The organism is Telmatocola sphagniphila (assembly GCF_018398935.1).
GTDB classification, from domain to species: Bacteria; Planctomycetota; Planctomycetia; order Gemmatales; family Gemmataceae; genus Telmatocola; species Telmatocola sphagniphila.
This window is the reverse complement of the sequence record NZ_CP074694.1, coordinates 5,893,398-5,916,599: the sequence shown is the minus strand read 5'-3', so window position 1 is coordinate 5,916,599 and position 23,202 is coordinate 5,893,398. Positions and strand designations below refer to the sequence as shown.

Annotated in this window: 19 protein-coding genes and 1 tRNA gene; 11 read left to right on the top strand and 9 right to left on the bottom strand. The window is 53.8% G+C overall.

The features are described 5' to 3' along the window. Nucleotides 1–69: 69 nt before the first annotated feature. A complete protein-coding gene (locus KIH39_RS23715; protein ID WP_213496112.1) occupies nt 70–1,074 on the bottom strand; it encodes a S1C family serine protease in 1,005 nt (334 codons plus the stop codon). Between the two features lie 268 nt (nt 1,075–1,342). On the opposite strand from KIH39_RS23715, the gene KIH39_RS23710 reads away from it, so the two are divergent. Next, nucleotides 1,343–3,106, top strand: coding sequence for an L-lactate permease (locus tag KIH39_RS23710; RefSeq protein WP_213496110.1), 1,764 nt, complete (start codon nt 1,343–1,345; stop codon nt 3,104–3,106). 386 nt (nt 3,107–3,492) lie between these two features. Here KIH39_RS23710 and KIH39_RS23705 read toward each other — a convergent pair whose 3' ends face one another. Next, complete coding sequence (locus KIH39_RS23705) at nt 3,493–5,115, bottom strand: thioredoxin-like domain-containing protein (RefSeq protein WP_213496108.1); 1,623 nt, start codon at nt 5,113–5,115, stop codon at nt 3,493–3,495. Between the two features lie 202 nt (nt 5,116–5,317). Here KIH39_RS23705 and KIH39_RS23700 point away from each other — a divergent pair, with 202 nt between their 5' ends. From KIH39_RS23700 to KIH39_RS23665, 8 genes are all read left to right on the top strand, one after another. Then, a complete protein-coding gene (locus tag KIH39_RS23700) occupies nt 5,318–6,382 on the top strand; it encodes an NAD(P)/FAD-dependent oxidoreductase (RefSeq protein WP_213496106.1) in 1,065 nt (354 codons plus the stop codon). A gap of 90 nt (nt 6,383–6,472) precedes the next feature. Then, nucleotides 6,473–7,003 carry a hypothetical protein gene (locus tag KIH39_RS23695; protein ID WP_213496104.1) on the top strand — a complete coding sequence of 177 codons (531 nt, stop codon included), beginning with the start codon at nt 6,473–6,475 and terminating at the stop codon, nt 7,001–7,003. 132 nt (nt 7,004–7,135) lie between these two features. Further along, a tRNA-Lys gene (locus KIH39_RS23690) sits at nt 7,136–7,208 on the top strand. Nucleotides 7,209–8,033: 825 nt separating this feature from the next. Next, nucleotides 8,034–9,008: a pepsin/retropepsin-like aspartic protease family protein gene (locus KIH39_RS23685; protein WP_213496102.1), complete on the top strand. Its 975-nt coding sequence runs from the start codon at nt 8,034–8,036 to the stop codon at nt 9,006–9,008. A gap of 43 nt (nt 9,009–9,051) precedes the next feature. After that, the gene (locus KIH39_RS23680; RefSeq protein WP_213494163.1) at nt 9,052–9,858 is read left to right on the top strand and encodes a transposase; all 807 of its coding nucleotides are present in this window, start codon (nt 9,052–9,054) and stop codon (nt 9,856–9,858) included. Continuing rightward, on the top strand, nt 9,855–10,367 hold the full coding sequence (locus KIH39_RS23675) for a transposase (RefSeq protein ID WP_213496100.1): 513 nt from the start codon (nt 9,855–9,857) through the stop codon (nt 10,365–10,367). Before KIH39_RS23680 ends, KIH39_RS23675 begins: the two co-directional genes overlap by 4 nt. Before the next feature lie 37 nt (nt 10,368–10,404). After that, a complete protein-coding gene (locus tag KIH39_RS23670; RefSeq protein ID WP_213496098.1) occupies nt 10,405–10,707 on the top strand; it encodes a PDZ domain-containing protein in 303 nt (100 codons plus the stop codon). A 542-nt stretch (nt 10,708–11,249) separates the two neighbouring features. Next, a complete protein-coding gene (locus KIH39_RS23665) occupies nt 11,250–11,714 on the top strand; it encodes an Imm26 family immunity protein (RefSeq protein WP_213496097.1) in 465 nt (154 codons plus the stop codon). A 254-nt stretch (nt 11,715–11,968) separates the two neighbouring features. Here the strand turns inward: KIH39_RS23665 and KIH39_RS27315 are convergent, their stop codons facing one another. Beyond that, nucleotides 11,969–12,283 (bottom strand): YcxB family protein, encoded by a 315-nt coding sequence (locus KIH39_RS27315; RefSeq protein ID WP_390623722.1) that lies wholly within the window; start codon nt 12,281–12,283, stop codon nt 11,969–11,971. A gap of 729 nt (nt 12,284–13,012) precedes the next feature. On the opposite strand from KIH39_RS27315, the gene KIH39_RS23655 reads away from it, so the two are divergent. Together KIH39_RS23655 and KIH39_RS23650 are read left to right on the top strand one after the other, a co-directional pair. Then, nucleotides 13,013–15,334 (top strand): DUF1592 domain-containing protein, encoded by a 2,322-nt coding sequence (locus KIH39_RS23655; RefSeq protein WP_213496093.1) that lies wholly within the window; start codon nt 13,013–13,015, stop codon nt 15,332–15,334. Nucleotides 15,335–15,393: 59 nt separating this feature from the next. Beyond that, nucleotides 15,394–16,728 carry a DUF1552 domain-containing protein gene (locus tag KIH39_RS23650; protein ID WP_246539414.1) on the top strand — a complete coding sequence of 445 codons (1,335 nt, stop codon included), beginning with the start codon at nt 15,394–15,396 and terminating at the stop codon, nt 16,726–16,728. A gap of 94 nt (nt 16,729–16,822) precedes the next feature. Here KIH39_RS23650 and KIH39_RS23645 read toward each other — a convergent pair whose 3' ends face one another. From KIH39_RS23645 to KIH39_RS23620, 6 genes are all read right to left on the bottom strand, one after another. Further along, complete coding sequence (locus tag KIH39_RS23645; protein WP_213500574.1) at nt 16,823–17,542, bottom strand: DUF2293 domain-containing protein; 720 nt, start codon at nt 17,540–17,542, stop codon at nt 16,823–16,825. A 5-nt stretch (nt 17,543–17,547) separates the two neighbouring features. Further along, nucleotides 17,548–19,362 (bottom strand): alpha/beta hydrolase family protein, encoded by a 1,815-nt coding sequence (locus KIH39_RS23640; RefSeq protein WP_213496091.1) that lies wholly within the window; start codon nt 19,360–19,362, stop codon nt 17,548–17,550. Then, nucleotides 19,362–19,832 (bottom strand): macro domain-containing protein, encoded by a 471-nt coding sequence (locus KIH39_RS23635; protein WP_213496089.1) that lies wholly within the window; start codon nt 19,830–19,832, stop codon nt 19,362–19,364. The genes KIH39_RS23640 and KIH39_RS23635 overlap by 1 nt, the downstream gene beginning before the upstream one ends. 183 nt (nt 19,833–20,015) lie before the next feature. Then, a complete protein-coding gene (locus tag KIH39_RS23630) occupies nt 20,016–20,486 on the bottom strand; it encodes a hypothetical protein (RefSeq protein ID WP_213496087.1) in 471 nt (156 codons plus the stop codon). A 431-nt stretch (nt 20,487–20,917) separates the two neighbouring features. Continuing rightward, the gene (locus KIH39_RS23625) at nt 20,918–21,367 is read right to left on the bottom strand and encodes an SRPBCC family protein (RefSeq protein ID WP_213496085.1); all 450 of its coding nucleotides are present in this window, start codon (nt 21,365–21,367) and stop codon (nt 20,918–20,920) included. 182 nt (nt 21,368–21,549) lie between these two features. Next, nucleotides 21,550–22,554 carry an NHL repeat-containing protein gene (locus tag KIH39_RS23620; RefSeq protein WP_246539410.1) on the bottom strand — a complete coding sequence of 335 codons (1,005 nt, stop codon included), beginning with the start codon at nt 22,552–22,554 and terminating at the stop codon, nt 21,550–21,552. Between the last annotated feature and the right edge of the window lie 648 nt (nt 22,555–23,202).

Sequence of the window (23,202 nt, the reverse complement as noted above, 5' to 3'; positions counted from 1 at the left end):
ATGAATTGTGAATCTGATTTGGGCGACTATTTGACTGTAGCGGAGAAAACGGAGAGGAATTTCAGCCTGCTAGCGACGCTCCTTATCGGTTTTTTTTGCCAGAGTGACCTTTAAAGTCATAGTCTTGTCGCCCCGCCGAATCTCGACTTCAACTTCATCACCGGCATCTTTTTCATTCAAAATGTTGCGCATTTCCTTGTACGTGCTGACGAGTTGATTATCGAATTTCAGGATCACATCCCCCTCTTTCAACCCCGCCTTCTCCGCGGGGGACTTCTCGGTAATTCGACCGAGTTTACAATCGCTGGAATCATCCGCCTGGCTCACTCCGAACCAGACCTGTCCGATATCAGCGCCTTTGAGAAGTCTAGCCCACGTTTCGCGATAGGTTCCGATCGGGACATGGATATTGGTCGTGATTTCCTGATTGATTCGACTATGAATGCCGATCACCCGACCCTGCATATCGAATAGAGGACCTCCTGAATCTCCGCCGACCAAAGTGCAATCGGTACGCAAGGCGGTAATGCTTCCGTCGCGATCCGAAATGATCGAGGACAGCTTACCCACACGAACGACTGGCGAACGACCTTCCTTGAATCCGCCGGGGTGGCCGAGGGCGATCACCCAATCCCCTTCCTTCATATCGGATTGCTTCGCCAGCTTGGCAAAGGGATACTCCCCATCAGTCGTTATTTTAATCATACCACTATCGATAGGGGTATTTCTACCCAGGGACTTCGCTTTTAATCGTCTTCCATCCGTGAGAACGACTTCCATCATCTTACCGGGCTCGCCCGAGACGTGACCGGCGGTGAGAACGATACCATCTTTGCTGACGATGACACCCGATCCAGCGGAACCCGCGTTGAAGATCCCCACGACGGTCGGAGCGACTTTGTCGACGACCAGCTTGGTTTGCTTGGAGATTTCTCGCAGATCTTCGAGGCTTTCCGCTTTGAGTTTACGCACAGCCGGGGGGGGTTCCGGAATATCGATTTTCTGATTATCCCCTCCGAAGGCGGCACTAGACCAGATAAAGGAGATGGCACTGGCAAAAAAAATGGATCGCATTCTCAATTCCCGACTGTGGAAAGACAAGGAGGGAAAACGAAATTAAGGCTATCTAAAAAATATGACGAATTGGTGAATGAAATCAAGCGCTTTATTTTGGGGAAGATACCAAATTCATAATTCCGACCGCGCCGATTATGCCGCTCGGGACTATCCTCACCACCCCAACGGGCCGCAGATTCTCTTCTGAGAACGCACGTTATGGCTTGCATTTCTCACTCTTCCGGTTTAGCATCACTTTTCCTACCGACCGAAGGATTCCTCTCTCATGCTTCTAGCCGTCAGATACATCCAAAATCTCGATCCCTTAAATAGTCCCTTTTTCTCGACGATTGTCGCCGCGCTTCCCGTTCTCGTACTCTTTTATTTGCTGGTGGTCCGACGTTGGCGGGCCTCTCTGGCCGGGTTGTCGGGAGCTCTGGTCGCCATCCTGATCGCGTGGAGCGTGTACAAAATGCCCTTGGATATGACCTGCTGGTCGTGCGTCCATGGCATAGGATACGGCCTGCTTCCGATCTGTTGGACCGTTTTTAACGCCATGCTCCTGTACAACGTGACGGTCGAAAGCGGCCAGTTTGAGAATGTTCGCCGATCCGTCGCCGGATTATCGAGCGATGGCCGGATCCAGGCAGTACTGATCGGCTTTTGTTTCGGGGCTTTCCTCGAAGGCTCGGCCGGGTCGGGCGCTCCGGTAGCCGTCTGCGGGGCCATGCTGGTCGGATTGGGATTTCCAGCCCTGACCGCGGCGGTCATCTGCCTGATCGCCAACACTTCCCCGGTTGCGTACGGGGGTGTGGCAACTCCCATCATCACGCTGGCGGGGGTGACCGACATCCCCGGGGATTTGATTAGCGTCATGGCTGCCCATCAGCTTCCCTTTCTTTCGTTCCTAGTGCCCTGCTACATGGTGAAAGTGATGTGCAGCTGGCGTGAGACACTGGCCGTCTGGCCGGCTTTAGTGGTTGGAGGGGGATCCTTTGCAATTTTTCAGTTCGGCTTCGGGACGATTCACCGTTACATCCCAGGCCTGATCGTCTGGCCGATTACCGATGTGGGAGCCAGCATTGGCTCACTCGTCAGTTTGATCATTTTTCTGAAGCTCTGGAAGCCGAAAAAAGAATGGCATTTCGAGGGCTCCTCGCAGTTCGCCGAAGGAAGCCATTTGAAGCCTTTGACCATGGCCCAGATCAGCAAAGCCTGGATGCCGTTTGTCATCATGGCATTATTTCTGATTTTTAATTCACAGATTCGGGTGTTGGAGAACCAGAAGAAGACCACCATCGCGAATTTCGAAATCGCCGGACAGGTGATACCGTTCAAAACGGTGTATGAAATCGAAATTCCCACCCTGCACCGGGAAGTCGAACGGGCGGCCCGGCTCCAGAAGCCCGGTCTGGCGGAACCGGAAAAAGAAGCGGCGATCTTCAAATTCATTTGGCTGTCGGCCGCGGGTACGCCAGTGTTCATGGCGGCGGTCGTCTCGATGTTACTGTTGCGAATGAACTGGAGGCAAGGCAAGGCGGTCTTCTGGAAAACCTGCGAGCAGATGAAGATCCCGATTCCGACGATCGCCTGCATGCTCGGCTTAAGTTATGTGACGAAATATGCGGGGATGGATGCAACCTTAGGTGTGGCATTTGCCCGAACCGGCTGGCTCTACCCTTACTTTGCGGCCATGCTCGGCTGGCTGGGCGTGTTCCTAACCGGGACGGATGCCGGCAGCAATGCCTTGTTTGGCAGCCTTCAGAAGATCACGGCCGACGAATTGTTCAAAACCAATGTCTTTACCCATCTGACTCTGCCCCAGGCCGAAATTTTAATTTCCACGGCCAACAGCACCGGGGGCGTGATGGGCAAAATGATCGACGCTCAGAGCATCTGCGTGGCGACCGCCGGGACGCATCAATTGGGAAAAGAGGCCGACATTTTCAAGAAGGTCATCTGGCACTCGATCATTCTGGGCTCAATCGTCGGCTTGATGACGATGCTGCAGGCTTATGTCTACCCGTTCACGCTGATGGTGCCGAAGTAAAAGAAGCGAGAAGTTTTGAGTACGGGCTCTGCCCAAGTGCTTCCAAGACACTTACCTCTACATAGCTGCTTTTTCCGGGATTTTTCTGCCTGTAATTTCTGTCCCTTGATATTTAACTTCCTAGGGCACGAGCCGATTCCCCAACTCAGCAATTATTTCGACTTCGTTGTCTGAGTTCTTGCTGTCTCTCCAATAAGAGAAGGTTGGGGTTCTGCTAAACCTATACCAGGATAATTGCAAATCCTATTCCTCCAAAGTTTCGTTCTCGGGATCTTAGTAGAGGGATTATGCGAGAAGACGAAGAAATGCAGTTTTCATCTACAGACGGAAGAGGCAATCGCTGGTGAGAGGCATCACCAGCGAATTTCAGATGGAAGAGATGTAACTTACTTAGAACTGACTTTGACCGGCTCAACACCCTTCAGTTCCAGCGTCTTAATCGCCTTGGTCTTCAGATCGACAATCCGAATCCGATGAGCATTGGTATCGGCCACATACAGATTTCCCTCTGCAATGCTCAGACCACAGGGTTCATTGAAGTCCCCGGAGCCCTTGCCCCCCACGAAAGTCGATACTTTGCCGCTGGCCAGGTCTATCGTTTTGATCTTGCTGTTGTAAGTGTCGGCCACATAAACCTTGCCATCAGCGTAAGCTAAACCAATCGCGTGCTGCAAAAGCGCTTCCTTACCTTGGCCATCCTGGTCCCCGAAATCGAAGAGTCCGGTGCCCACGAGAGTCTCGACTCGCCCATTTGCCACAAGCGGCACCCGTCTCACGGCACTGACTTCGCAATCGGCCACAAACAAATCTTTACCATCCGAAGCCAGACCGCTTGGCTGTGCAAAGCGTGCTTGGGAGAGCAGACCATCCTTGATATTCTCCCGGCCATCCCCGGCGTAGTTGTCGAGCACCATCTTATCGAGATCCAAGGCCCAGATCTGATGGTGACCCGCCATGGCGATAAATAGGATATTGTCTCGGATAAGCAAATCCCACGGACTATTCAGGCCGTGCTTCAAGGCCGGGCCACCTTCCGCCCGATCCCGATCCTGCTGACCCGTTCCGGCGATAATTTTTACCGTCTGAGCCTTCAAATCGAGTTCGCGAATGCAGTGATTTCGGCGATCGGCCACATAAAGCTTATCACCCTTGAGTGCCAGCCCCTGCGGATCGTCGAATTGCGCTTCGGCGAAAGTCCCATCCTTGAGGCCGGGGGTTCCCGTACCCGCAATCGCGATTTTCTGTCCGTTCAGATCCGTAATCACAACCCGATGATTGGTGCTGTCCGAGATGAAGATCCGCTTGCTCGGGGCATCGACCAGAATCTTACCCGGGAAATACAAGGGTGAATCGATCTTGTCCCGAAACGCCGCGGTGTCGAATCGCATCGGCTTTTCGTTCAAAGTCTTGTTTTCCTTGTGAATCTTGATGAGCTCGGCCACTTTCTTATCGACGGCGTCATAGAGCCCTTCGCCCGATCCGGTGGCAATCAGCTTCCCTTCCGGATCGATCAGCACCAGCGTCGGCCAGGAATGCACATCGTACGCTTTCCAGATCTGCATGTTGGCATCGTTCACGACCGGATGCTTGATTTCGTAGCGCAGGAGAGCCTTGCGGATACTTTCGCTATTTTTTTCATTTTCGAACTTGGCGGAATGCACGCCGATCACGACCAGTTCGTTCGCATATTTCTTCTCTAACTTGGCCAGATCGGGAAGAGTGTGGATGCAATTGATGCAGCAGAGCGTCCAGAAATCGAGCAGGACGATCTTACCTTTCAGATCGGCGATTTTGATCGGTTTGCCGGTATTCAACCAGGCCACCCCGCCCTCGAGTTCCGGAGCATTGGTGGCCGCACGCGGGGCACCTGCTTCCGCATAAGCCGCCAGGGTGCTAGCAGGGGTCAGAAATTTGTAAAACGATACATAACCCAGACCCAGGAGGATCAAAAGCGCCAGCGAGATCGAAACCCCGCGAGCGATATTAGCGGAACGAGCAATTGTCTGCATAACGACTTCTCTTTTCTGTTCGGGCAGCGCTTGGGCTGCCCAGAGTCATCCTTGGAAGAGTTCCGATAAGGTCTTCGATGATCGAAGGACCGGCGAGGTTACACAACTATCTAATTATCATAGTCGAATTTCCACCGAAAAGCTCACGTAAGATTCCTTCGGCTGCTAAACTATCTTTCTGAAAAGGAAAGGAACGGAGCATATGCCAGAGAACGTCATTATTATCGGTAGCGGCCCCGCCGGTTGGGCGGCTGCCATTTATACCGCTCGCGCGAACTTGAACCCCCTGGTGCTGGAAGGGGACGGAACCAGTGAGAAAAATCGGCAACAAGGTACGATTCCCCTCGGTCAACTCAGTCTGACCTTGGAGGTCGAGAATTACCCCGGCTTCCCGAACGGCGATACTCGCGCCTATCTGAAGTCGGCCCTGCCCGAAGAAGCTCTGCCCTACTGGGTCCAGGCGAACAAGCCTCAACCCAGCCACGGCATTAACGGGCCGGAACTCATGGAACTGATGCGGCAACAGGCCAAGAATTTTGGAACTCGCATTGAATCCAAGGACGTTGTGAAAGTCGACTTCAGCAAGCGACCGTTCAAATTGACCACGCACGACGATCAGGTTTATGAAGCCCAAAGCGTAATCATCGCCACCGGAGCCCGGGCCAATTACCTGGGCTTGCCCTCCGAAGACCGCTTCAAAAATCGCGGCGTTTCGGCCTGTGCGGTTTGCGACGGCGCCCTGCCCCGCTTCCGAAATAAGCCACTGTTGGTTGTCGGTGGAGGCGACACCGCCGTGGAAGAAGCAAATTATCTGACTAAATTCGCTTCAGAAGTCACCATGCTGATTCGCCGGGATGTCCTGCGGGCTTCCAAGATCATGCAGAAGCGAGCCTTCGACAATCCCAAAATCAAAATCCGTTATCACAGCGTTCTCGAGGAAGTTCTCGGGGACGATAAGAACGGTGTAACGGCCATCCGCATCAAAAACGTTCAAACTAATGCCCTGGAAGATTACGCCTGCTCCGGGCTGTTCCTGGCCATCGGTCATACCCCGAATACCGGCTTTCTCGACGGCCAGATCACCCTCAATCCGCAGGGTTACATCCAGTGGACGACGGTTGCCCGCACTTACACCAATGTCGAAGGGGTATTCGCGGCCGGTGACGTGGCCGACGATTACTACCGTCAGGCCATCAGCGCGGCGGGTACGGGTTGCATGGCCGCACTCGATGCGGAACGCTATCTGGCTCACCACGGCTTGATTTGAGATAATTTCCTTCACCCCGATATTCGACATCGGGTGATATCAGGACTGCCTCGTCGCGTCTCTTTTATCTCGAACCATTCGAGGGAACCGATGTTGAAGAAATTTTCGATGCTGCTGGTTTTATTCGCCGGCTTCAGCACCTCGGCGATGGGCCGCTGGGCGGAGGAAGAATCTCCTTTTGCCGGTGCCAAAGAAGGAGATTGGGTGCGCTACAAAGTCAGCAGTACCGCGATTCCCGACCAGAAAATCACGCTAAAGAAAACGGTTATCGCCCGGAGTGCGGATTCGGTTACCATCCGATCCGAAACGACCGTGGGAGAGGCGAAGGGAAAGACGTCTGAGCAGAAAATTTCTCTGAAAGAGAAGTTCGACCCCTCGGTTCCGGCCAAAGGTAAGGACGGGAAAGCAACTCTGGTTTCGGAAACCGCGGAATCGATATCCGTCAAAGACAAAAAAATTGACTGCAAAGTTCTGGATTACAGGATCGAAAACTCGGCGGGTCTGAAAGGTTCGAGCAAAATCTGGATGGGTAAAGGGTTCTCCCTGGGCATGGTGAAGATGGAAGCAAACAACGGCAAATTCTCGATGAAAATTGAAGTGGAAGACTTCGGCGGCAAGTAACCGGGACGGATCCTGGAAAAATCCGAACCGGTGCCCAGACCGGCGCATCCCTAACTGTGTGGCTCAAAACCGTTCAGGAAGCCGGAGCAACTTCTTGACTTGAGAGTTCGTCTGCCTAAGATTTTATGTCCCGGAAGCGTAGCTCAGTTGGTAGAGCAACGGACTTTTAATCCGTTGGTCCTGGGTTCGAATCCCAGCGCTTCCACTGTTCAAATTCCCGCTGTTTTCTTGCATTTTGCGGAATTCCTCGCCGTCGGCGAGTGCAGCGACTTCGGCGCATCTGTAGTGTGTATCGCAAAAATGCACAGGAAGGCGCTCAATGGCGGCTAAAACCCATCTCACTAAGATCCGTTAATTGCCATCCCAGGACAGTGAAGTGGGTGTTCAACCACGTCCGGAAACGGCACTACCTGGGTAGCGAGAATATAAAATCCCTCAAAAAGCAACAACAATCCAACCTACAGATAAACGGTCAACTACGAACTACCTATCAAGGTCACTGGTGTGGCACCAAAGGGCGGGATGTTCGTCGTGGAAGCCGTGGACCTGTTCCTGACAAGTCCTGTCGTCAAGCTGGATCAAGGCAATGTTGACCGCAACCGGTCCTATCTCCGTCTGGTCATTGTGTAACCAGTCGTCGAAAAATCGCGAGTCGCATACCCCCGCCCGAAGATCTTCGTCCCGGAGCCAGTACCAGCGGAGCCGGTGATGATCGGCAGCTGGCCGCCGCTCGAAGGCGGCTGTCCGGACGCTCAGTGCCCAACTCAGCAGGCTCCGCCTCGGCGAGTCTTAGGCCGCTGGTTCGGACGATAAGAGCATTTCACCGGTGGTTTACCTGCGGCCCCGGAAATGCGCTCCAGGGCTGGTTATGGGAAGGGGCTGAGAGGGATCTCGGCCCCTTTTTTAGTGTCTAACCATTTTTTGATATGAAAAATCCGGTCAGTATGTTTCGATAGTCTTCATGTTATTATCTCCTACTTGCTGCGAACTCTGGGCAAAATAGAAGAGCGAACTCAGAAGGGTAGGTTTCATGCCTGTTTTTTTTAAATCGATCAAAGATGCAGTCGTTAACAGCTGGATTGAATATTTGGTCGGTGCGCTTTTGTTCACGCCTACAGCTATCCTGTCGATGTTGTTTTTTTTTGTGGCCTTCGCGCAAACATCGGCCCAGACTCCAAAGGAAGATTCGAATGTCATCGAGAAATTTAAGATAGCAAAAGATGGCAAACCGATTCTTTTACCAATCGATGTGGGCGGTAAGAAAGTTCCTTTTTTGGTTGATACAAGTAGTTCGGAGACTTGTTTTGATAAGAGTTTGATCACCGAACCAAAACCACCTTTGAATCTAGGGGGAGTGGGTGCATTTGATGCGAAGCGGCAAGGTCTAAATGCTATAAATGTACCCGAAAGTTGGCTTGGGAAGAAACGTTTAGGGGACTACATAGTTACCACTCTTTCAATCGATGATTTGGAAGGCATGCGGCAAAGACTCGGTTGCGATGTTCGCGGTATTCTTGGACTGGATTATCTTTCACACAAGATTGTCCAGATCGACTTTGATGCGGGAGAGTTACGATTTCTGAAAAGAACTCACAAAGAACTCGGTAAGGAAATCTCGTTCGAATCGGACGATACCGATATACCCAAAATCAATCTTCATCTCGACAAATTTTTGAAGGCTAAATTTATTTTGGATACCACTGATATAGGCACTACAAGTGGTCAACTGGGTGAAACTCTGGTCCATAAAATCGTGGATTCAGAGCTGGGATACTCTTTTAAAGAACGAGATTTTTTGTTCCACTCCCCAGGAGGAGTAATTGATCAAGTGCGGTGCAATAGTTTGTCAATCCAAGGTCATGTAGTGAAAAAGCCAATTTTTTTCGAAGTCGATAAGATCAATAAGCTTAGCTTATATTTTCTGTCTCGCTTCGTTGTGACGTTCGATTTTCCGGTTCTTCCGTTTTTAGGCGCAACTCTCGGCGAATCGGTCATTTTGGGATAGATTGCAATTGAGAGTACCCTTTTCCTGGTTCACGGAAGAGCCGATGACGACGACTACCATTGCCATAGACATGGACGTCCCTGCCGGAGTGAGCGTTGGCGAATACGAACGCATCGACGGGGGCCACGCCTTTCACGTGAGTTGGGAGTTGCCCGACAATCTTTGTTGCGAGACATGCCAGCGAGAGTCTCGGCTTCAATTGGTGGAGAAGAACAAGTTTCTGAGCATCCGCGATCTGGATTTGTGGGGTAAGCCGAGCTTTTTCGTGTACCAGGAGGTGTATCACCGCTGCCCGTCGTGCGGTCACCGTCAATCGCTGTTGCCGCCGTTCAAGCGTCGGGATGTGAAATATACGTTTCGCTTCGAGGAGCAGGTGCTGGTCAGTCTGATCGGGAGCACAGCCGAAGACGTGGCGGTGCGTTTGGGGATCGCCGCGGAGACGGTGGAACGAATCGTCAAGAACCGGATAGAGGACGCCAAGGCGAAGCAGATCGATCCCCAGCGGAAGATCGAGCGTTTGGGTCTGGATGAGATCAGCCTGCGTAAGGGGCATAAGGGATATGCGACCATTCTCACAGACCTGACGAATGGGGAGCGTCCGGAGATTCTGGCTCTGTCCAAGGGTCGCGACGAAGCAGCGGGGCGAGCGTGTTTGGAGCATTTGTCGGCCCAGCAACGGTCGGCGGTGCGTTGGCATCATACGGACATGAGCGCGGCGTATTTGAAGGCTTGCGGCGTGCATTTACCCAACAGCCAGTCGGTAATAGATCGCTTTCACGTCGCCAAGAAATTGGGTGAGGTGGCGGACGATCTGCGAAAAAAAACTATCGAGCCTACAAGCGAAGTTTGAGCGGGGAAGCCCGCAAGAAGCTGCGTTCTCAGATGCACGACTTCCGGCGTCGTCCCGAGGATTTGAAACCGGAGCAGGTCCAGGCCCTCGAGGATTTGTTCGAGAAGGTGCCTTCGTTGGGAACGATCTACCATCTGCGTTGGGAGGCGACCAAAATCTTCGATAGTGCCCCGAACCGAGCCGAAGCCTCGCGACTGTTGGAAGATTGGATCGTCCAGGCCCGCGAGACCGAGATGGATTGGGAGCCGTTCATCACGATGCTCAAGAATAACTGGGAGGGGATCTTAGCCTACTTCGAGGAACGCAAAAGCAGCGGCCCGGTGGAGGGTCTGAATACCAAGATTCGGGTAGTGCTACGCCGAAGTTATGGAATTCAGAGTCTAACTACGCTCTGGACGAGAATACTCCTGGACGTGAATTGGGCAGCGAAAAAATTAGGGCCGACCATTGCGGAGATTCGCGGCTTCGTCAACCAGATCCAGAAGTATTTCTCTGAATGCTACACCTAGAAACGGAAGAGCCGATTTTCCTGCAAATAAGTTGTATTTGAAGCCCGGGAAAAACTTTGACAAACCCGATCTTTACGACTTGAGCGGCTTGTATATTCGCACAAACTCGGGGTGTGTGCTGGCCCAAGCGATCGATAAGGACAGCGTTGCGGATAAAGCCGGTATGAAGGAAGGGGACATCTTGACCCGGCTGGATGGCCAGGACATTGCCAAGATCGAATTATTCGATGTTAGGAAACGCTTATGCGAGGATGGCACTCGGGTCAAGCTGAGGGTGAAGCAAGCAGAAAAAGAACTTGAATTCACCTTGGATCTAAAAAGCTTCGAAACGAAAAAATGAATTTGAAACAGTCCATTTGGGTACTCGTCTGCACTGAATAATTTGCAAGTCACACCTGCTGGTTGTAGTAGGTCTTCGCCCGCTTCTCAGCCCCGTCCATAATCTCGATCAATATTTCGAACTCTCTTGCTCGGATCAGGTAGCACCGCTTTCCCAGTTGGGGCAAAATCACAGGCTCGGGCTCGAAGGCGTCTGGATCGAGGCGGGCGAATTCTGCCCCGTTGAGTGTGAATTCACCCCGGGCCGTTGAAGTAGGGATCGATTCGAAGCCAGAGAGGGACTCGCTTCAGATAGGTCCGTGTCCATCGGGAGGGAGGTATGAAAGCATTGGAGCAGGTTGAGAAGGAATTTTGTCAGGTCAGTTGTGAACAGTTGAGATTCAGTGTTAACTCAGTAACTCGGTTTACCGCTTGGGTAGTGTTCAGACTGCTCCAACTCGACTGCGGGATAAGTCATTGTTGCGTTTCCTGGAATATCAACAGCGTCTATAATTACTTCAGAATCATAATCTCACGAAGGGCAAGCCAAAGCAGGGTCGAAGTGTGAAGAATGAGAAAAAGAAGAGAGTGAAGCGACGAGTGGGCGATCTCATTGCCATCCCACTCGAATCCGGATATGCATATGGTCGAGTTCTTCGTATGCCACTAGTAGCATTTTATGATTTGAAAAGTAAGAATCTTCTTCCCCCTGAGAAAGTTTTACCCGCCCCAATTGCTTTTCGGATTCTAGTTATGAACCGTCCGATAGTTGATGGCAGTTGGCCAGTTCTCGGGAATTTCGACCTGGAGGCCCGCTTTATGGTTGAAACACATTTTTTTAAGAAGGATTCTTTTACAGGAGCACTAACTAGACAAAAATTCGGCGATAGCCATGAGGAGCCAGCAACGCTCGAAGCATGTAAGAAACTTGAGCGTAAAGCAGTATGGTCACTAATACATGTCGTTGATCGACTAGCAGATCATTTTGCGGGCAGACCGAACCAATTTGTTGAAAGCTTAAAAGTTTAGCATTCAATCAAGTGTTGTTAAAATGTGTGACAATCAAGGGGTCGAGCTGAGTACAGAGAGGTACTCACTTCAGATTGGTCAGTGTCCAGCGGGAAGAAGGCGTGGAGGCATTGGAGCATGTCGAGGAGGGCCTGGGCGACGTCGGTTGTAGAGACTCAGCTCGGGGAGTTGCTCCAGTCCAGCTTGGGCAGTCCGGCCAACTCTCGTCCGTAGTCCACGCAGGCACGGGAGAGGTTGGAGGAAATCGCGAATGCTCAGCGACCCTCAAATTTGCTGGTCTTGCCATCCAACTTAGCTGAGTTCATCAAAGTTTTCGCTTCATAAAGAAAGACTTCATAGTCTTCCTTCGAACAAAAAGACCGCCGAGGAATCACATAATAAAGAAAAGGACTTATTCTGATCACACAGTATCTGGGCGAAGAAATGATATCTCGAATGCCAATCCACTTGTGAAAAGAGACATTCACTTCAGTTATCTCTTGCAAACCCTCAGCCAGTAGTATAAATCTGTGAATTCCTAGGACGCCATTTTGATGACTAGAAGCGAGAAAAGCAGTGACGCACAACATTGTGAATAACCCACAGAATGCTAAAACTCCGAGAACAATAATAATAAGAACAGCCATAATTATTGTAACGAGGAAATTTGGCGGATTAATTGCATCTGCGTAGACAAAAGCAGTCAGAACGATTGAGAAAAGGAGTATCCAGGACTCTTTTAGACGCGTCAATAAAGCAAGGTTGACCGAGATTATGTCGGAGCGAAGTATGTCAACCTCCACTTCCAGAATGCCTCTAGAAAACGCAGTGTGACCAAGTTCCGGTTGTGAAGTACTCATTCACTTAACGATATCCGGTTCGCCTTGACCGCTCAAGAAAAACACGGCAGAATTCTATTCGTACGAAACGTACAGATAGATGCCGAATTTGAGGGTAGAGGAATCAATCTCTTGAGCCTGACAAAGCTCCCTAACCATACGGGTCTGGATCTGCATTCTTTCCCTCAATAGTAAGGCGACTTCGGTCCCACTACCATTTGGAGAATCCCTCACGATTTTCGCTAGCTGAGAAGGAGTAGGCCATCCTCGCCCGAGCATCGTCCTAAGCAGGACTCTGAACTGCGTACTTTAACGAATTCAACGACGAATCGCGATGCGGCTCAAGGAGGGATGCGATTTCCCCATCCGTAGTGAACCTGCATATTGCACTACAGGTGAATTGTCGGTAAAATTAATTTAAATCCCTGCCTGCGGCGATCGGGCCGTCCCGCTTGAATTTTTGCCACGGAATCTATCTTCATGCGTTTGTTCGCCGCTCTGACACTTTTGCTCGGCCTAGCCGGCCTCAAGCCTGTGCAGGCCGCCGACTTTGCCAAAGACGGGGTCGCTTTCCTGCAAAAGCACTGTCTTGCCTGCCATGGCGAGAAGAAAAAGAATGCCGATGTGGCGTTGCACACGTTCACCAGCGAAGCTTCGTTGCTGAAAAATCGGAAACTGTGGGACAGCGTCCTCAAGGTGATTGCCGAGGGCGAAATGCCCCCGGCAGAGAAGCCCCGCCCTCCAGCCAAAGATTCCGAGCAATTCCTTGCTCTCGTCAATTCGATTTTCGACAAAGCCGACATCAACGCGAAACCCGATCCGGGCCGGGTGACGATCCGCCGGCTCAACAAAACCGAATACGCGAACACCGTCCGCGATCTGGTCGGCATCGACTTCAACCCCGCCGAGGATTTCCCGGCCGATGATATCGGCTACGGGTTCGATAACATCGGCGACGTGCTGACGATCTCCCCGGTGCTGCTGGAGCGCTATCTGGCCGCGGCCGAGTCGATCACCAACCGGGCAATTATCCCCAACCCGCCCAAGCCGCCTGAGCGCTGGGTCGGTTCGCAGTACCTGGAGCCGGCCACCGACCCCGAGAAGGTGCCCAAGTTTCGACCGATCACCACAGGGAACCTGAATTCGCAATACTCAATTACGCTCAGCGGCGATTACACTTTTCGCTTTCGGGCCTTTGCCGAAACGATCGACGACGAACCGGTCCGTGTCAGCGTCACGGTCAACGGCACCGAAGTGGCCGCCGTGTCGCTGCCCGCCGGTGACGCGAAGTCGGCCAAATTCCACGAAACCAAACTCAAGATCACTAAAGGAATGGTCCGGATCGCGGTCAATCTGGTGAACCCCAAGAAGAACGCCCAGGGGAAGGAACGCCGACTGCTCGTCGAAAATTTCAACCTCAACGGCCCGGCCGACACCCGACCGGAAACTCACAAGAAACTGCTTGCGGCCGACCTCTCGAAACCCAAACGGGAACAAACCCGGGAGATCCTGGGCCGATTTGCCACTAAGGCTTACCGTCGACCGGCCACACCGGAAGAAGTCGAAAGACTGGTCAAGTTCGTCGAAGCGACGGAGGCGAGCGGCGAGAAGTACGAGACTGCCATTCAGCTCGCCCTGCAGGGCGTGCTGACCTCGCCGAAGTTCCTCTTCCGCGTGGAACTCGACGACCGGCCCGACTCCGTAGAAGCCCACCCGATCAACGAGTACCAACTCGCGTCGCGACTGTCGTACTTCATCTGGGCTTCCATGCCCGACGACGAATTGTTCGCGCTGGCCGCCAAAAACCAATTGGGCGCCAACCTGGAGTCGCAGGTGAAACGGATGCTGAAGGATCCGAAGGCCGCCACACTGGTGGACAACTTTGTGATGCAATGGCTGCAACTGAAACGGCTGGACACCTTCGCCCCGGACCAGAAGCTGTTTCCGCAGTTCAATGAAGAGCTGCGCCGGTCGATGATCCGCGAGACGCAACTGTTCTTTGAGGAAATGGTACGGGAGGATCGATCGATCCTCGACATCATCGATGGCCGCTACACCCACATCGATGGAAAGTTGGCGGCTATTTATGGCATCAAAGACACTAAGGGTAACTATTGGTCCACACCGAAACCGACGCCCGGCGGACAGAACATCCCCTGGGATTCGTTCGTTCGCGTGGAACTTCCGGCCGACGGGTCGCGGGCCGGGATTCTGACTCAAGCCAGCATCCTCACGGTCACCTCGAATCCGACGCGGACTTCGCCGGTCAAGCGAGGTCGCTGGGTGCTGGAACAAGTGCTGGGCACTCCTCCGCCACCGCCGCCCCCGAACGTCCCGGAGTTGAAGGAGGACCCCAAGGCCATCTCCAGCGGCAGCCTCCGCCAGCGCATGGAGGAGCACCGGAAAAACCCGGCCTGCGCCAACTGCCATGCCAAGATGGATGCGATGGGGTTCGCCCTGGAGAATTTTGATGCGATCGGCAAATTCCGCACCAAGGACGGCGCCTTCGACATCGACCCGGCCGGTAAACTGCCCGATGGCCGGCAATTCCAGAATCCGCAACAACTTAAATCGCTACTAAAAGAGAAGAAAGAGTTGATTGCCGGCAACTGGGCCGAGAAAATGCTCACCTACGCGCTGGGTCGCGGCCTCGAGTACTACGACAAGCAGACGCTGAAGAAAATCGTCTCCGGAACGGAAAAAGGCGGGTTTGCCTTCTCCGCTCTGGTCACAGAAATCGTTCGAAGTGACGCCTTCCGCATGCGGCGGGGCAAAACGGAACCGGCAAAGGCCGTCAATTAAACAGACTTTGACTCGCCGGGCCATCGGGACCGGGGGTATAGCAAAATCAGGAAAACGACATGAAGACCCTATCACGCCGGACCATGCTTCGCGGACTCGGATCGGCGATCGCTTTGCCTTGGCTCGACTCGATGGGGGCCGTCACCTCCTGGGCCGCCGAGTCCAGCAGGGCGGCACCAGCGCCCAATCGCATGGCCTTCTTGTATGTGCCCAACGGCAAGAATATGGCCGACTGGACCCCGAAGACTGAAGGGGCGCTGGGAGAGTTGCCGGCCATTCTGCAACCTCTGGCCAAGGTCAAGAACGACCTGCTGATTCTCACCGGCTTGACGGCAGACAAGGCTCGGCCTCACGGCGACGGCGGCGGCGACCACGCCCGGGCGCTCAGCGCATTCCTGACCGGCTGCCAGCCCCGCAAAACCGACGGCGCCGACATCCGGGCCGGCGTTTCCGTCGATCAGGTCGCGGCGGGTCGACTGGCCGATACCACCCGTTTGCCCTCACTGGAGATCGGCGCCGAGGCGGGCGCGATGGCGGGAAACTGCGATAGCGGTTATTCGTGCGTCTATTCCTCGACGATGTCCTGGCGCTCAGCCACCCAGCCGTTGCCTAAAGAAGTGAATCCCAAACTGGTCTTTGAACGACTTTTTGGCAATGGGGGCGACGCCGAGCGAGCCAAACGTGACGCTCGCCGCAAGAGCGTCCTGGATTTCGTCCGCGAGGACTCCGCCGAACTGAAGAACAAACTCGGGGCCAACGACCTGCGCAAGCTCGACGAGTACTTCTCGGCCATTCGCGATGTGGAGCAACGGATCAACAAGGCTGACAAGTTGCCTCCGGTGAAAACGCCGGAGTACAAGGCTCCCGTCACCATCCCGGCCGTGTATGCCGAGCATCTGCGCATCCTCTCCGACCTGATTGTGCTCGCTTTCCAGGCCGACGTCACGCGGGTTTGCACCTTCGTGCTCGCGAACGAGGGAAGCAACAAGCCCTATCCGTTCGCCGGCGTCCCCGAGGGGCACCACGACCTTTCGCACCACGGCAACGATCCGAAGAAGAAAGAAAAGATTCGGGACATCAATAAGTTTCACACCAGCCAACTGGCTTACCTGATCGAACGGCTCAAGGGCATCAACGAGGGCGATGGCACGCTGCTAGACCATTGCATGCTGGCCTACGGCAGCGGCAACTCGGACGGCAACGCCCACAATCACGAAGACCTGCCGATCCTGCTCGCGGGTCGCGGTTGCGGCACGATCAAGACCGGACGGCATTTGAAATTTGCCAAGGAAACGCCTTTGAACAACCTCTGGCTGTCGATGCTCGACCGCATGGACGTTAAGCTAGCCAACCTGGGCGACAGTACTGGTCACCTGCCGGGGTTGCAGGGTTAAGCGCTGCGACCGATCCCGCCTAAACAGTAGAAACTGTTCCCGAGGCTACTTCGGTTCCCTCGGCATCAGAGATCGACTTCCTCGGTAACAAGCCTTAGCATTGGCCCGGAAGACGATGCCCGCTTGACGGTTCCCCGTGGTCTGGCACCAACTTCGCCAACGTCCGCAGCAACGGACACGTCTCTGGAAGGTCCTCGCCCCGCCGATAACGCTCCAACAAATCGTGGGATCGCCGGGCCAGCATTCGCCGGACTTCCCTCCGTTTGCCTTTGACCCGTGGGATCACCATGCCGTCGTAACCGGTCGTCTGGTGACGCATCCAAGCTATCACGGCGGCTTCGGCCCGTTGCTCAACTGGAATGCGTTTCGTCCTGGCGACCGTGCCGCTCCCGACCGGCGTTGCATGATCGGTCACGGCCCGGGCAAGCCGGTCGGCGAGATCGGCGTGATTCGGATGAAAGGCTAGGAACGCCAACACTGCACCGTGGAAGTCCTCGACGTACTCGATCTGGACTTTCTCCCGGCGTCGGGCAGCGGCTTCCTTCTTCTGGGCGAAGCTCTCCGTGGATCGCTCGGCTTCGAGATCGGCTCGAATACTTTCAATGGTCGCCGCCGAGGTCCAGATGCCCCGTGAGAAAACCTTCCGGCCCTTCTTCTCGGCGACGATCCAATGATCGCCAGCGGCTTTCACCCTGCGAGTCAGGGCAGCGTCCCCGGGCGGGAGCAATACCCAGCCCTCCGGGACGCTCAAGACCTTGCCATCGGCAGCTCGGACGGTGTTTGGGGTGGGGCCGGGGGTAAAGGGTTTACTCATGCCGTTTAGTTGCCTTGCCACCACAGTTTCCGAAACTTCGGTAGACCGCCTGCCCAACTCTTGCTGCCGAGCAACTTGCCACCTTTCTCGTAATACGCCCGCAAGCTGAGAAGATCGACGTTCTTCCATGAGGACAGGGCCTCCCCGTCCCTGGTCTTGAAATCCTTCGGCTCCAGAGACACAGTTTGCGTGTTCTGGCCGCCGTTGAGCTTCACGACCGCCACGAACTCTTGCGACTTGCCACGGTAGCCCCGGAAGATGTTCTCCGTCAGGATGATAACCAGTTCATTCGGCTTCTCGGTTTGTACTTCAAGGGCCAGGCGCTGCCCCATTTGCCCCTGCCATTTGGGATTGGCGAGTTTTCGGGTTGAGAATTCCCAATGGTGCGGATTGCCCGCCTCCAGCAGATACCAGTCCTGCCAGCCGTGCGAGTAGTCGTCAATCAGCGGCGAAGGCTTGTCTGTCGCCTTCACTTCATTCCGGAGGAGGTCTTTCGGGATAGCTGTGTGCAGCTGGGAACTGATCGCATAGCGTTCGGTCGGGCGGGCATAAGGTTCCGACTCGGACTTCTTCAATGGATAAATGACGTTGGCGAAGGCGAAGAGCGGTTGATCCACGGCCAGGATCGACAACTTGGCGGTCCAGGCAGCGCCCGTTTTCTTGACTTCGGCTGATCGCCAGAATCTTGCCCGTGGATCGGGATCGATCGAGTAGTACACATGGACCTCGGCTACAGGTTGCGACGCATCGGGCGTGACCTGCCATTCGGGAACATGGTCTTCGGTGGCTAGGATCAGCTTTGAGTCCGGGGTCTTTGGAAACGTAAAACTGCCTTTGAGATACTGGTCGAACCAGAGCGGCCTCGTCACGGCGAACTCCGACGTGAACCTATGATTCATGTGGGGCGTGAAGGAGTACCGGACGTTCTTGTGCGGGATCAAATCCCCGGTACGATAGGTGTCATCCATGATGCCGTGGAAATCGTTGGTCGCCCCCAGCCAGAGCAACGGTGCCTGGATGTTGGGGGCATAAGACTCGAAGCCGATGGTCGCATTGAACAGCTTCACGTCACCGTTCGGCGATTCCATCCTCGCCTGCGGCAACAGCGGCCAAGGTTCGGTGCGGAAACCTGATCCACCCACGGAAGGTGCAGCGGCTTTTACCCGGTCGTCACTGCCAGCAACGTAGACCGTCAGATTGCCGCCCATCGAGTGACCGTAAACGCCCAAGCGGCTGGCATCGACCTCAGGCTGTTGCTCCAGAAACGTCAGCCCTCGTCTGGCCCCCAGCGTGAGCAAGTACCAGTTGTTGTTGCGGGGCGACTCGAACGGATCGAGGTATTTGTCACCGGGCTTGAGGTTGGAGTATCCCGGCACGTTCTTCTGCGTTGGATCGACCGCCCCCCAATCGGTATTCGGATCGCCCTCTTTGGCGTTCTCCATTTCACGACCGCCCCAATTGATCGACAGGCAGGCATAACCCCGTTTGGCATAGAATTCGACTTCGCTGAGAAAGGCCCGCTGCCCGCCTCCGTGAAGGTGCAACAGGCCGGGCAAATGCTTGGCTCCCTTAGGGAAGCCGTAGTACGCCGCCATCCGTGCCGGTTTGCCCTTGAAGAGGCCGATATGAAAAGTGACATAGCGATAGACGATGCCGTCCTTCTCCCACTCTCGGACGAGCCTGGTATCGAGCGGGTCTTTCCTGGGGTCGAAATCAGCGAACAGTTGCTCGACGGTGCCGGGTGCTTTCGGTTCATCGGCAGCTATAGCCAATAACGGGACAAGTGCAGCGAATACGGCTGACATGCAGATGCGAGTCATTATTTCGACCCTGGGAAAACTACGACTTTCACCGACATCAGAACCTCGATCTTGCTAAGTTCATCCAGCATCAAAGTCTTCGCTTGATCCGGGTTGAAGCCGCCGGATCCAGCCCCAATCAACGGGAAGGCCATTGAGGCGAAACTCTTTTCGTGGGCTAGTCGCACGGCATTCTTTACGGAATCCCGAATCGATCGCTCCGATGCTCTCCAGAGCATATTGATCCCGGCGACGTGAATGATTCCTTTGAATGGCAACCTTCCCGCTGAAGTCAGCACTGCACCCCCCAAAGGGATAGTGCCATACCGGCGGACCTCCTTGAACGGGGCTGTACCTCCTCCCCGCTTGATGGCCCCGGAGACGCCCTGGGGAAGCAACAGCCACCAAGGAACGATGTTCCGGTTCCAGGAGTTGACGATTACTTCCACATCCTGATTGAGCAGGTCGCCTTCCATCACTTCGACGATCATAGAACACTTTCCCGATCCCTATCGCATTCAATCTTCGATTCGTAGCCCTCCAGCACGTTACCGATTCAGGTCGCGGCTGACTGTATAGATGTCTGGTAAATTGGAATTGCCATGCGTATTGATTCCGTTCGCTTTTCCGCTGACTTTTATTGACTGGAGCGCCGGGGCAGGATCGACTTTCCCCTATTCACTCAGCTTGCCCTCCAGAAACCTCGCCAACCCCTCGGCATCGTCAGTACCGATCCGCAGCGTGCCCCCGTTCTTGAAATGGACGACCACGCAGCTCCGGCCCCACAAGTTCCACACCCAGCCGCCCTGAATGCTCATGTGGATGCCCCAGCCGTCGAATAGCAAGGTCCGTCCTACTCTAACCGATTCGATGTCTGCATATCGAACAGTCCTGCGGAACAGAGGCATAGGACCATATCGAATCGCTAGCCTATCGCCCCGATCTTCGACGGTGAGGTGATGAAAGGCTGGAGCGACGAACAAACCAAGGAGCAGACCTACCATGCCGGAAATATACAGCACCGGAGTTTCCGCAATGGAATAGGCCAGAAGCAGGCACGCCAAGGCCGAGGCGTACAGGATCCAGCAGAGCGGGGCCTTCTGCGTGTGCGAATATCCCGAAGGGGTGTTCTCGAAGATTGTCATTTCGACACTTTCCAATCTCTATTTCATGTCGGCGAATTGCAAATCCGCTCAGCTTAGTATCCGAAGAACACACGCAGTAACCAACCCGAGGCTGCGGGCTCCTCACACAAGTCTTCCGACCTAGAAAGCAAGCCCTTAAGGCTGGAACAGTATTCCAACCAAAATCCTAAGAGAATTTCCAGATTGAATAGCACAGGGCCGCTTGAGATCGAACGCCACAACCCTCTCCGCATGTTGGACGGGCGATATCCTCCAACAATGTCGCGGGGAGGATCTTCACACTAAAGGCTGCTAGGTGGTCGATTTGCTTTTGGGTAAGGAATAACTCTTCGTGAATCGATGACGCGCGTTGGACGGACTGCTGAAACTGCGAATCATTGGAAGTTCGGCTCGCCCTCTGCTGCGCTTGCTGTTGCTTAGGCCAGAACTGATTATTTCTGTTCGACCGCAGACTTAATATCCTTCAGGTCTTTCAAGAGGGCCTTTTTCACCACGCCCTTGAACAATAGTCGCATTGGGACCGACATGAGTTTTGCAAAATTACTCTGGGGCGTGGACTGATGAGACTCCGCCAATGTCATACTTCCATTGCTCTGTGAAATGCTTTTGGTGGTTAAGAATACGAATCCACCGTCTTCCGCTCTAGTTTTGTAAAACTCGTTATCGATAGCCTCGGTAATCCACTTTTCCACTGTAGCGGGCTTGCCGAAGAGAATTCGTGTCTCTCGCCACCTCAGTCCGACCAACCCGCTCGCTGGCTTTTCAAGGACTTCAATTTTTTCGATTCCCGAGATGATTTCCGAGGCGTTTTCGATGTTGGTGATCACATTCCAGATTGCAGCCTGGGAACCCTGGATGGTGACTGCTGCTTCCACGATCATAGAGTCCATCCTGGTGGTTGCATACTAACGTAGCCCAGAGGCATCATGAGACGTCGATCCGGATGCTGCCGAGCCAATGGGTTTACCATAATGGATATTCGTATGCTACCTAGAACACAGCGCGTCGAACTGCTAAAGGCAATCGCCCACAGTTGCCAATCAACAGGTCCTTTTCTTCCACCCTACTTGACTCGCACCAGCTTCATTATGCGGCCATTCATGTTCCAATCCTGCACGTACAGATTGCCGTCCTTGTCCCAGTAGGAACCATGCGTGCCGCTGAAGATCCCTTCGACCCATTGGGATTGGGGAATGGAGTAGTTCCCCCCTTTCGCGGGGTCGGGATTATAGCCTAATACGGCCATGATCGTGTTGCTCTTGTCAAGAATGACAACGCGTCCCTGGAGATCTGGAACAGACACGTAGTCGCCGTGAATTGCCGCAGAAGTGGGCATGCCCAGTCCGGTAATGACCTCGCCAATGAATTCACCCTGCAAACTGTAATGCAACAATCGGCCCTTGGGACTGTGGTTACGGTCGCAGATCAAAAGACGAGCGGGTTCATAACGCGTGTCGAGGACCATGCCATGGGCCGTGTTGAATTGTTTCAGTTCGTTCCCTTTCACTCCGAAGTGCATCAGGTACTTGCCGGTCTTGTCGAACTTGAAGATATGGTCGCTGGCATACCCGTCTGACAGATAGATATCGCCGTTGGAAGCGACGGCAATGGCCGTCGGATTGAACGCCTTCTGGGTCAAACCCGACTCTTTGGGAAACGGCAGTTTCAAAACGATCGCACCGGTTTCCGCATTGAACTTGATGCCTTCCCCATTCGCGTTGCGAGCGCCATAGATGAATTCGCCATCGGCTTCGGCTCGAATCTTCATGTCGTGAATTCGCGAGTGCTGATCGTCGACGAATCGCCGAATAATCTTGCCGTCTGGCGAGAAGACGAAAACCCCTGCGTCGGCGCTGGTATAGATATTGCCGGCTTTATCGATGACGACGCTGCCGTGTGTCGGCCCGATTTGCGACTTACCTTCGGGACTGAGACCCCAGCCAGGAACCGTATCGAAGGTCATAATCCCGCAGCCCATCCGCACCGGCTGGACTTTGTCCGCCGCGAAAACAGGTCCTGTGAGACTGAGCAAAATAACGGCCGCCAAATAAATCCGACGTTTCAGCACGACTGAGTCTCCTGTGAGCCGATCTTTCCCGAATGCACCTCACCCAGGAAGTCGGATTCGAATTTGCGTTGATTCTCGCCCCATGCAGAATCAAAGTAAAGAATTTTCTTTTCGGCATCAACTCACGAACGTGTGCAATCAGCTTCCTAACTGGTCAAGGAAGGATCCTTCGTTCAGATTCTGCCAGTTCGGGTGATCTGGTTGGGGGACCGACGCCCATTTTTTGGATCTGAGTGTACCTGACCTGTTGGTGAGGGTGTAGCTTCAAAAAACGCAAAACTGCTGAGAAGAAGTAGTAAAACTCGGGGAGCCTGCCCAACCGAAGGCGGCATGTGGGACTTGATGGGAATTGCAGCAAAACTATCGACTGAAGAATTTGGAGCTTTTCGAAACAATCCCAGAGGTAGATAGAATGAATCAAGTACCTGACCATCTTGAACGCTATCCGACGTGCCTTGGTCGCGATGGGTATTCAGCTTGACTGCGTTCGTTACTAGGACTCCGGCACTGGCAGATAGCCATTCACACGCGCCGGCCTTCACTGACCGAGAAACGAGTACCGCCAAGCGGAATCAGGATTCCAGCCCCATTTCTCTCAAAAATTCCAATTCAGTGTTCCCGGATCGGCGCAACTGTCCGTATATTACA

What these genes read in the sequence shown, in the direction of transcription:
- KIH39_RS23715 (WP_213496112.1), bottom strand. Translation starts at nt 1,074, where the DNA reads ATGCGATCCATTTTTTTTGCCAGTGCCATCTCCTTTATCTGGTCTAGT.
- KIH39_RS23645 (WP_213500574.1), bottom strand. Translation starts at nt 17,542, where the DNA reads ATGAGTAAACCCTTTACCCCCGGCCCCACCCCAAACACCGTCCGAGCT.
- KIH39_RS23695 (WP_213496104.1), top strand. Translation starts at nt 6,473, where the DNA reads ATGTTGAAGAAATTTTCGATGCTGCTGGTTTTATTCGCCGGCTTCAGC.
- KIH39_RS23685 (WP_213496102.1), top strand. Translation starts at nt 8,034, where the DNA reads ATGCCTGTTTTTTTTAAATCGATCAAAGATGCAGTCGTTAACAGCTGG.
- KIH39_RS23705 (WP_213496108.1), bottom strand. Translation starts at nt 5,115, where the DNA reads ATGCAGACAATTGCTCGTTCCGCTAATATCGCTCGCGGGGTTTCGATC.
- KIH39_RS23655 (WP_213496093.1), top strand. Translation starts at nt 13,013, where the DNA reads ATGCGTTTGTTCGCCGCTCTGACACTTTTGCTCGGCCTAGCCGGCCTC.
- KIH39_RS23625 (WP_213496085.1), bottom strand. Translation starts at nt 21,367, where the DNA reads ATGATCGTGGAAGCAGCAGTCACCATCCAGGGTTCCCAGGCTGCAATC.
- KIH39_RS23680 (WP_213494163.1), top strand. Translation starts at nt 9,052, where the DNA reads ATGACGACGACTACCATTGCCATAGACATGGACGTCCCTGCCGGAGTG.
- KIH39_RS23700 (WP_213496106.1), top strand. Translation starts at nt 5,318, where the DNA reads ATGCCAGAGAACGTCATTATTATCGGTAGCGGCCCCGCCGGTTGGGCG.
- KIH39_RS23635 (WP_213496089.1), bottom strand. Translation starts at nt 19,832, where the DNA reads ATGATCGTCGAAGTGATGGAAGGCGACCTGCTCAATCAGGATGTGGAA.
- KIH39_RS23650 (WP_246539414.1), top strand. Translation starts at nt 15,394, where the DNA reads ATGAAGACCCTATCACGCCGGACCATGCTTCGCGGACTCGGATCGGCG.
- KIH39_RS23640 (WP_213496091.1), bottom strand. Translation starts at nt 19,362, where the DNA reads ATGACTCGCATCTGCATGTCAGCCGTATTCGCTGCACTTGTCCCGTTA.
- KIH39_RS23710 (WP_213496110.1), top strand. Translation starts at nt 1,343, where the DNA reads ATGCTTCTAGCCGTCAGATACATCCAAAATCTCGATCCCTTAAATAGT.
- KIH39_RS27315 (WP_390623722.1), bottom strand. Translation starts at nt 12,283, where the DNA reads ATGTTGTGCGTCACTGCTTTTCTCGCTTCTAGTCATCAAAATGGCGTC.
- KIH39_RS23630 (WP_213496087.1), bottom strand. Translation starts at nt 20,486, where the DNA reads ATGACAATCTTCGAGAACACCCCTTCGGGATATTCGCACACGCAGAAG.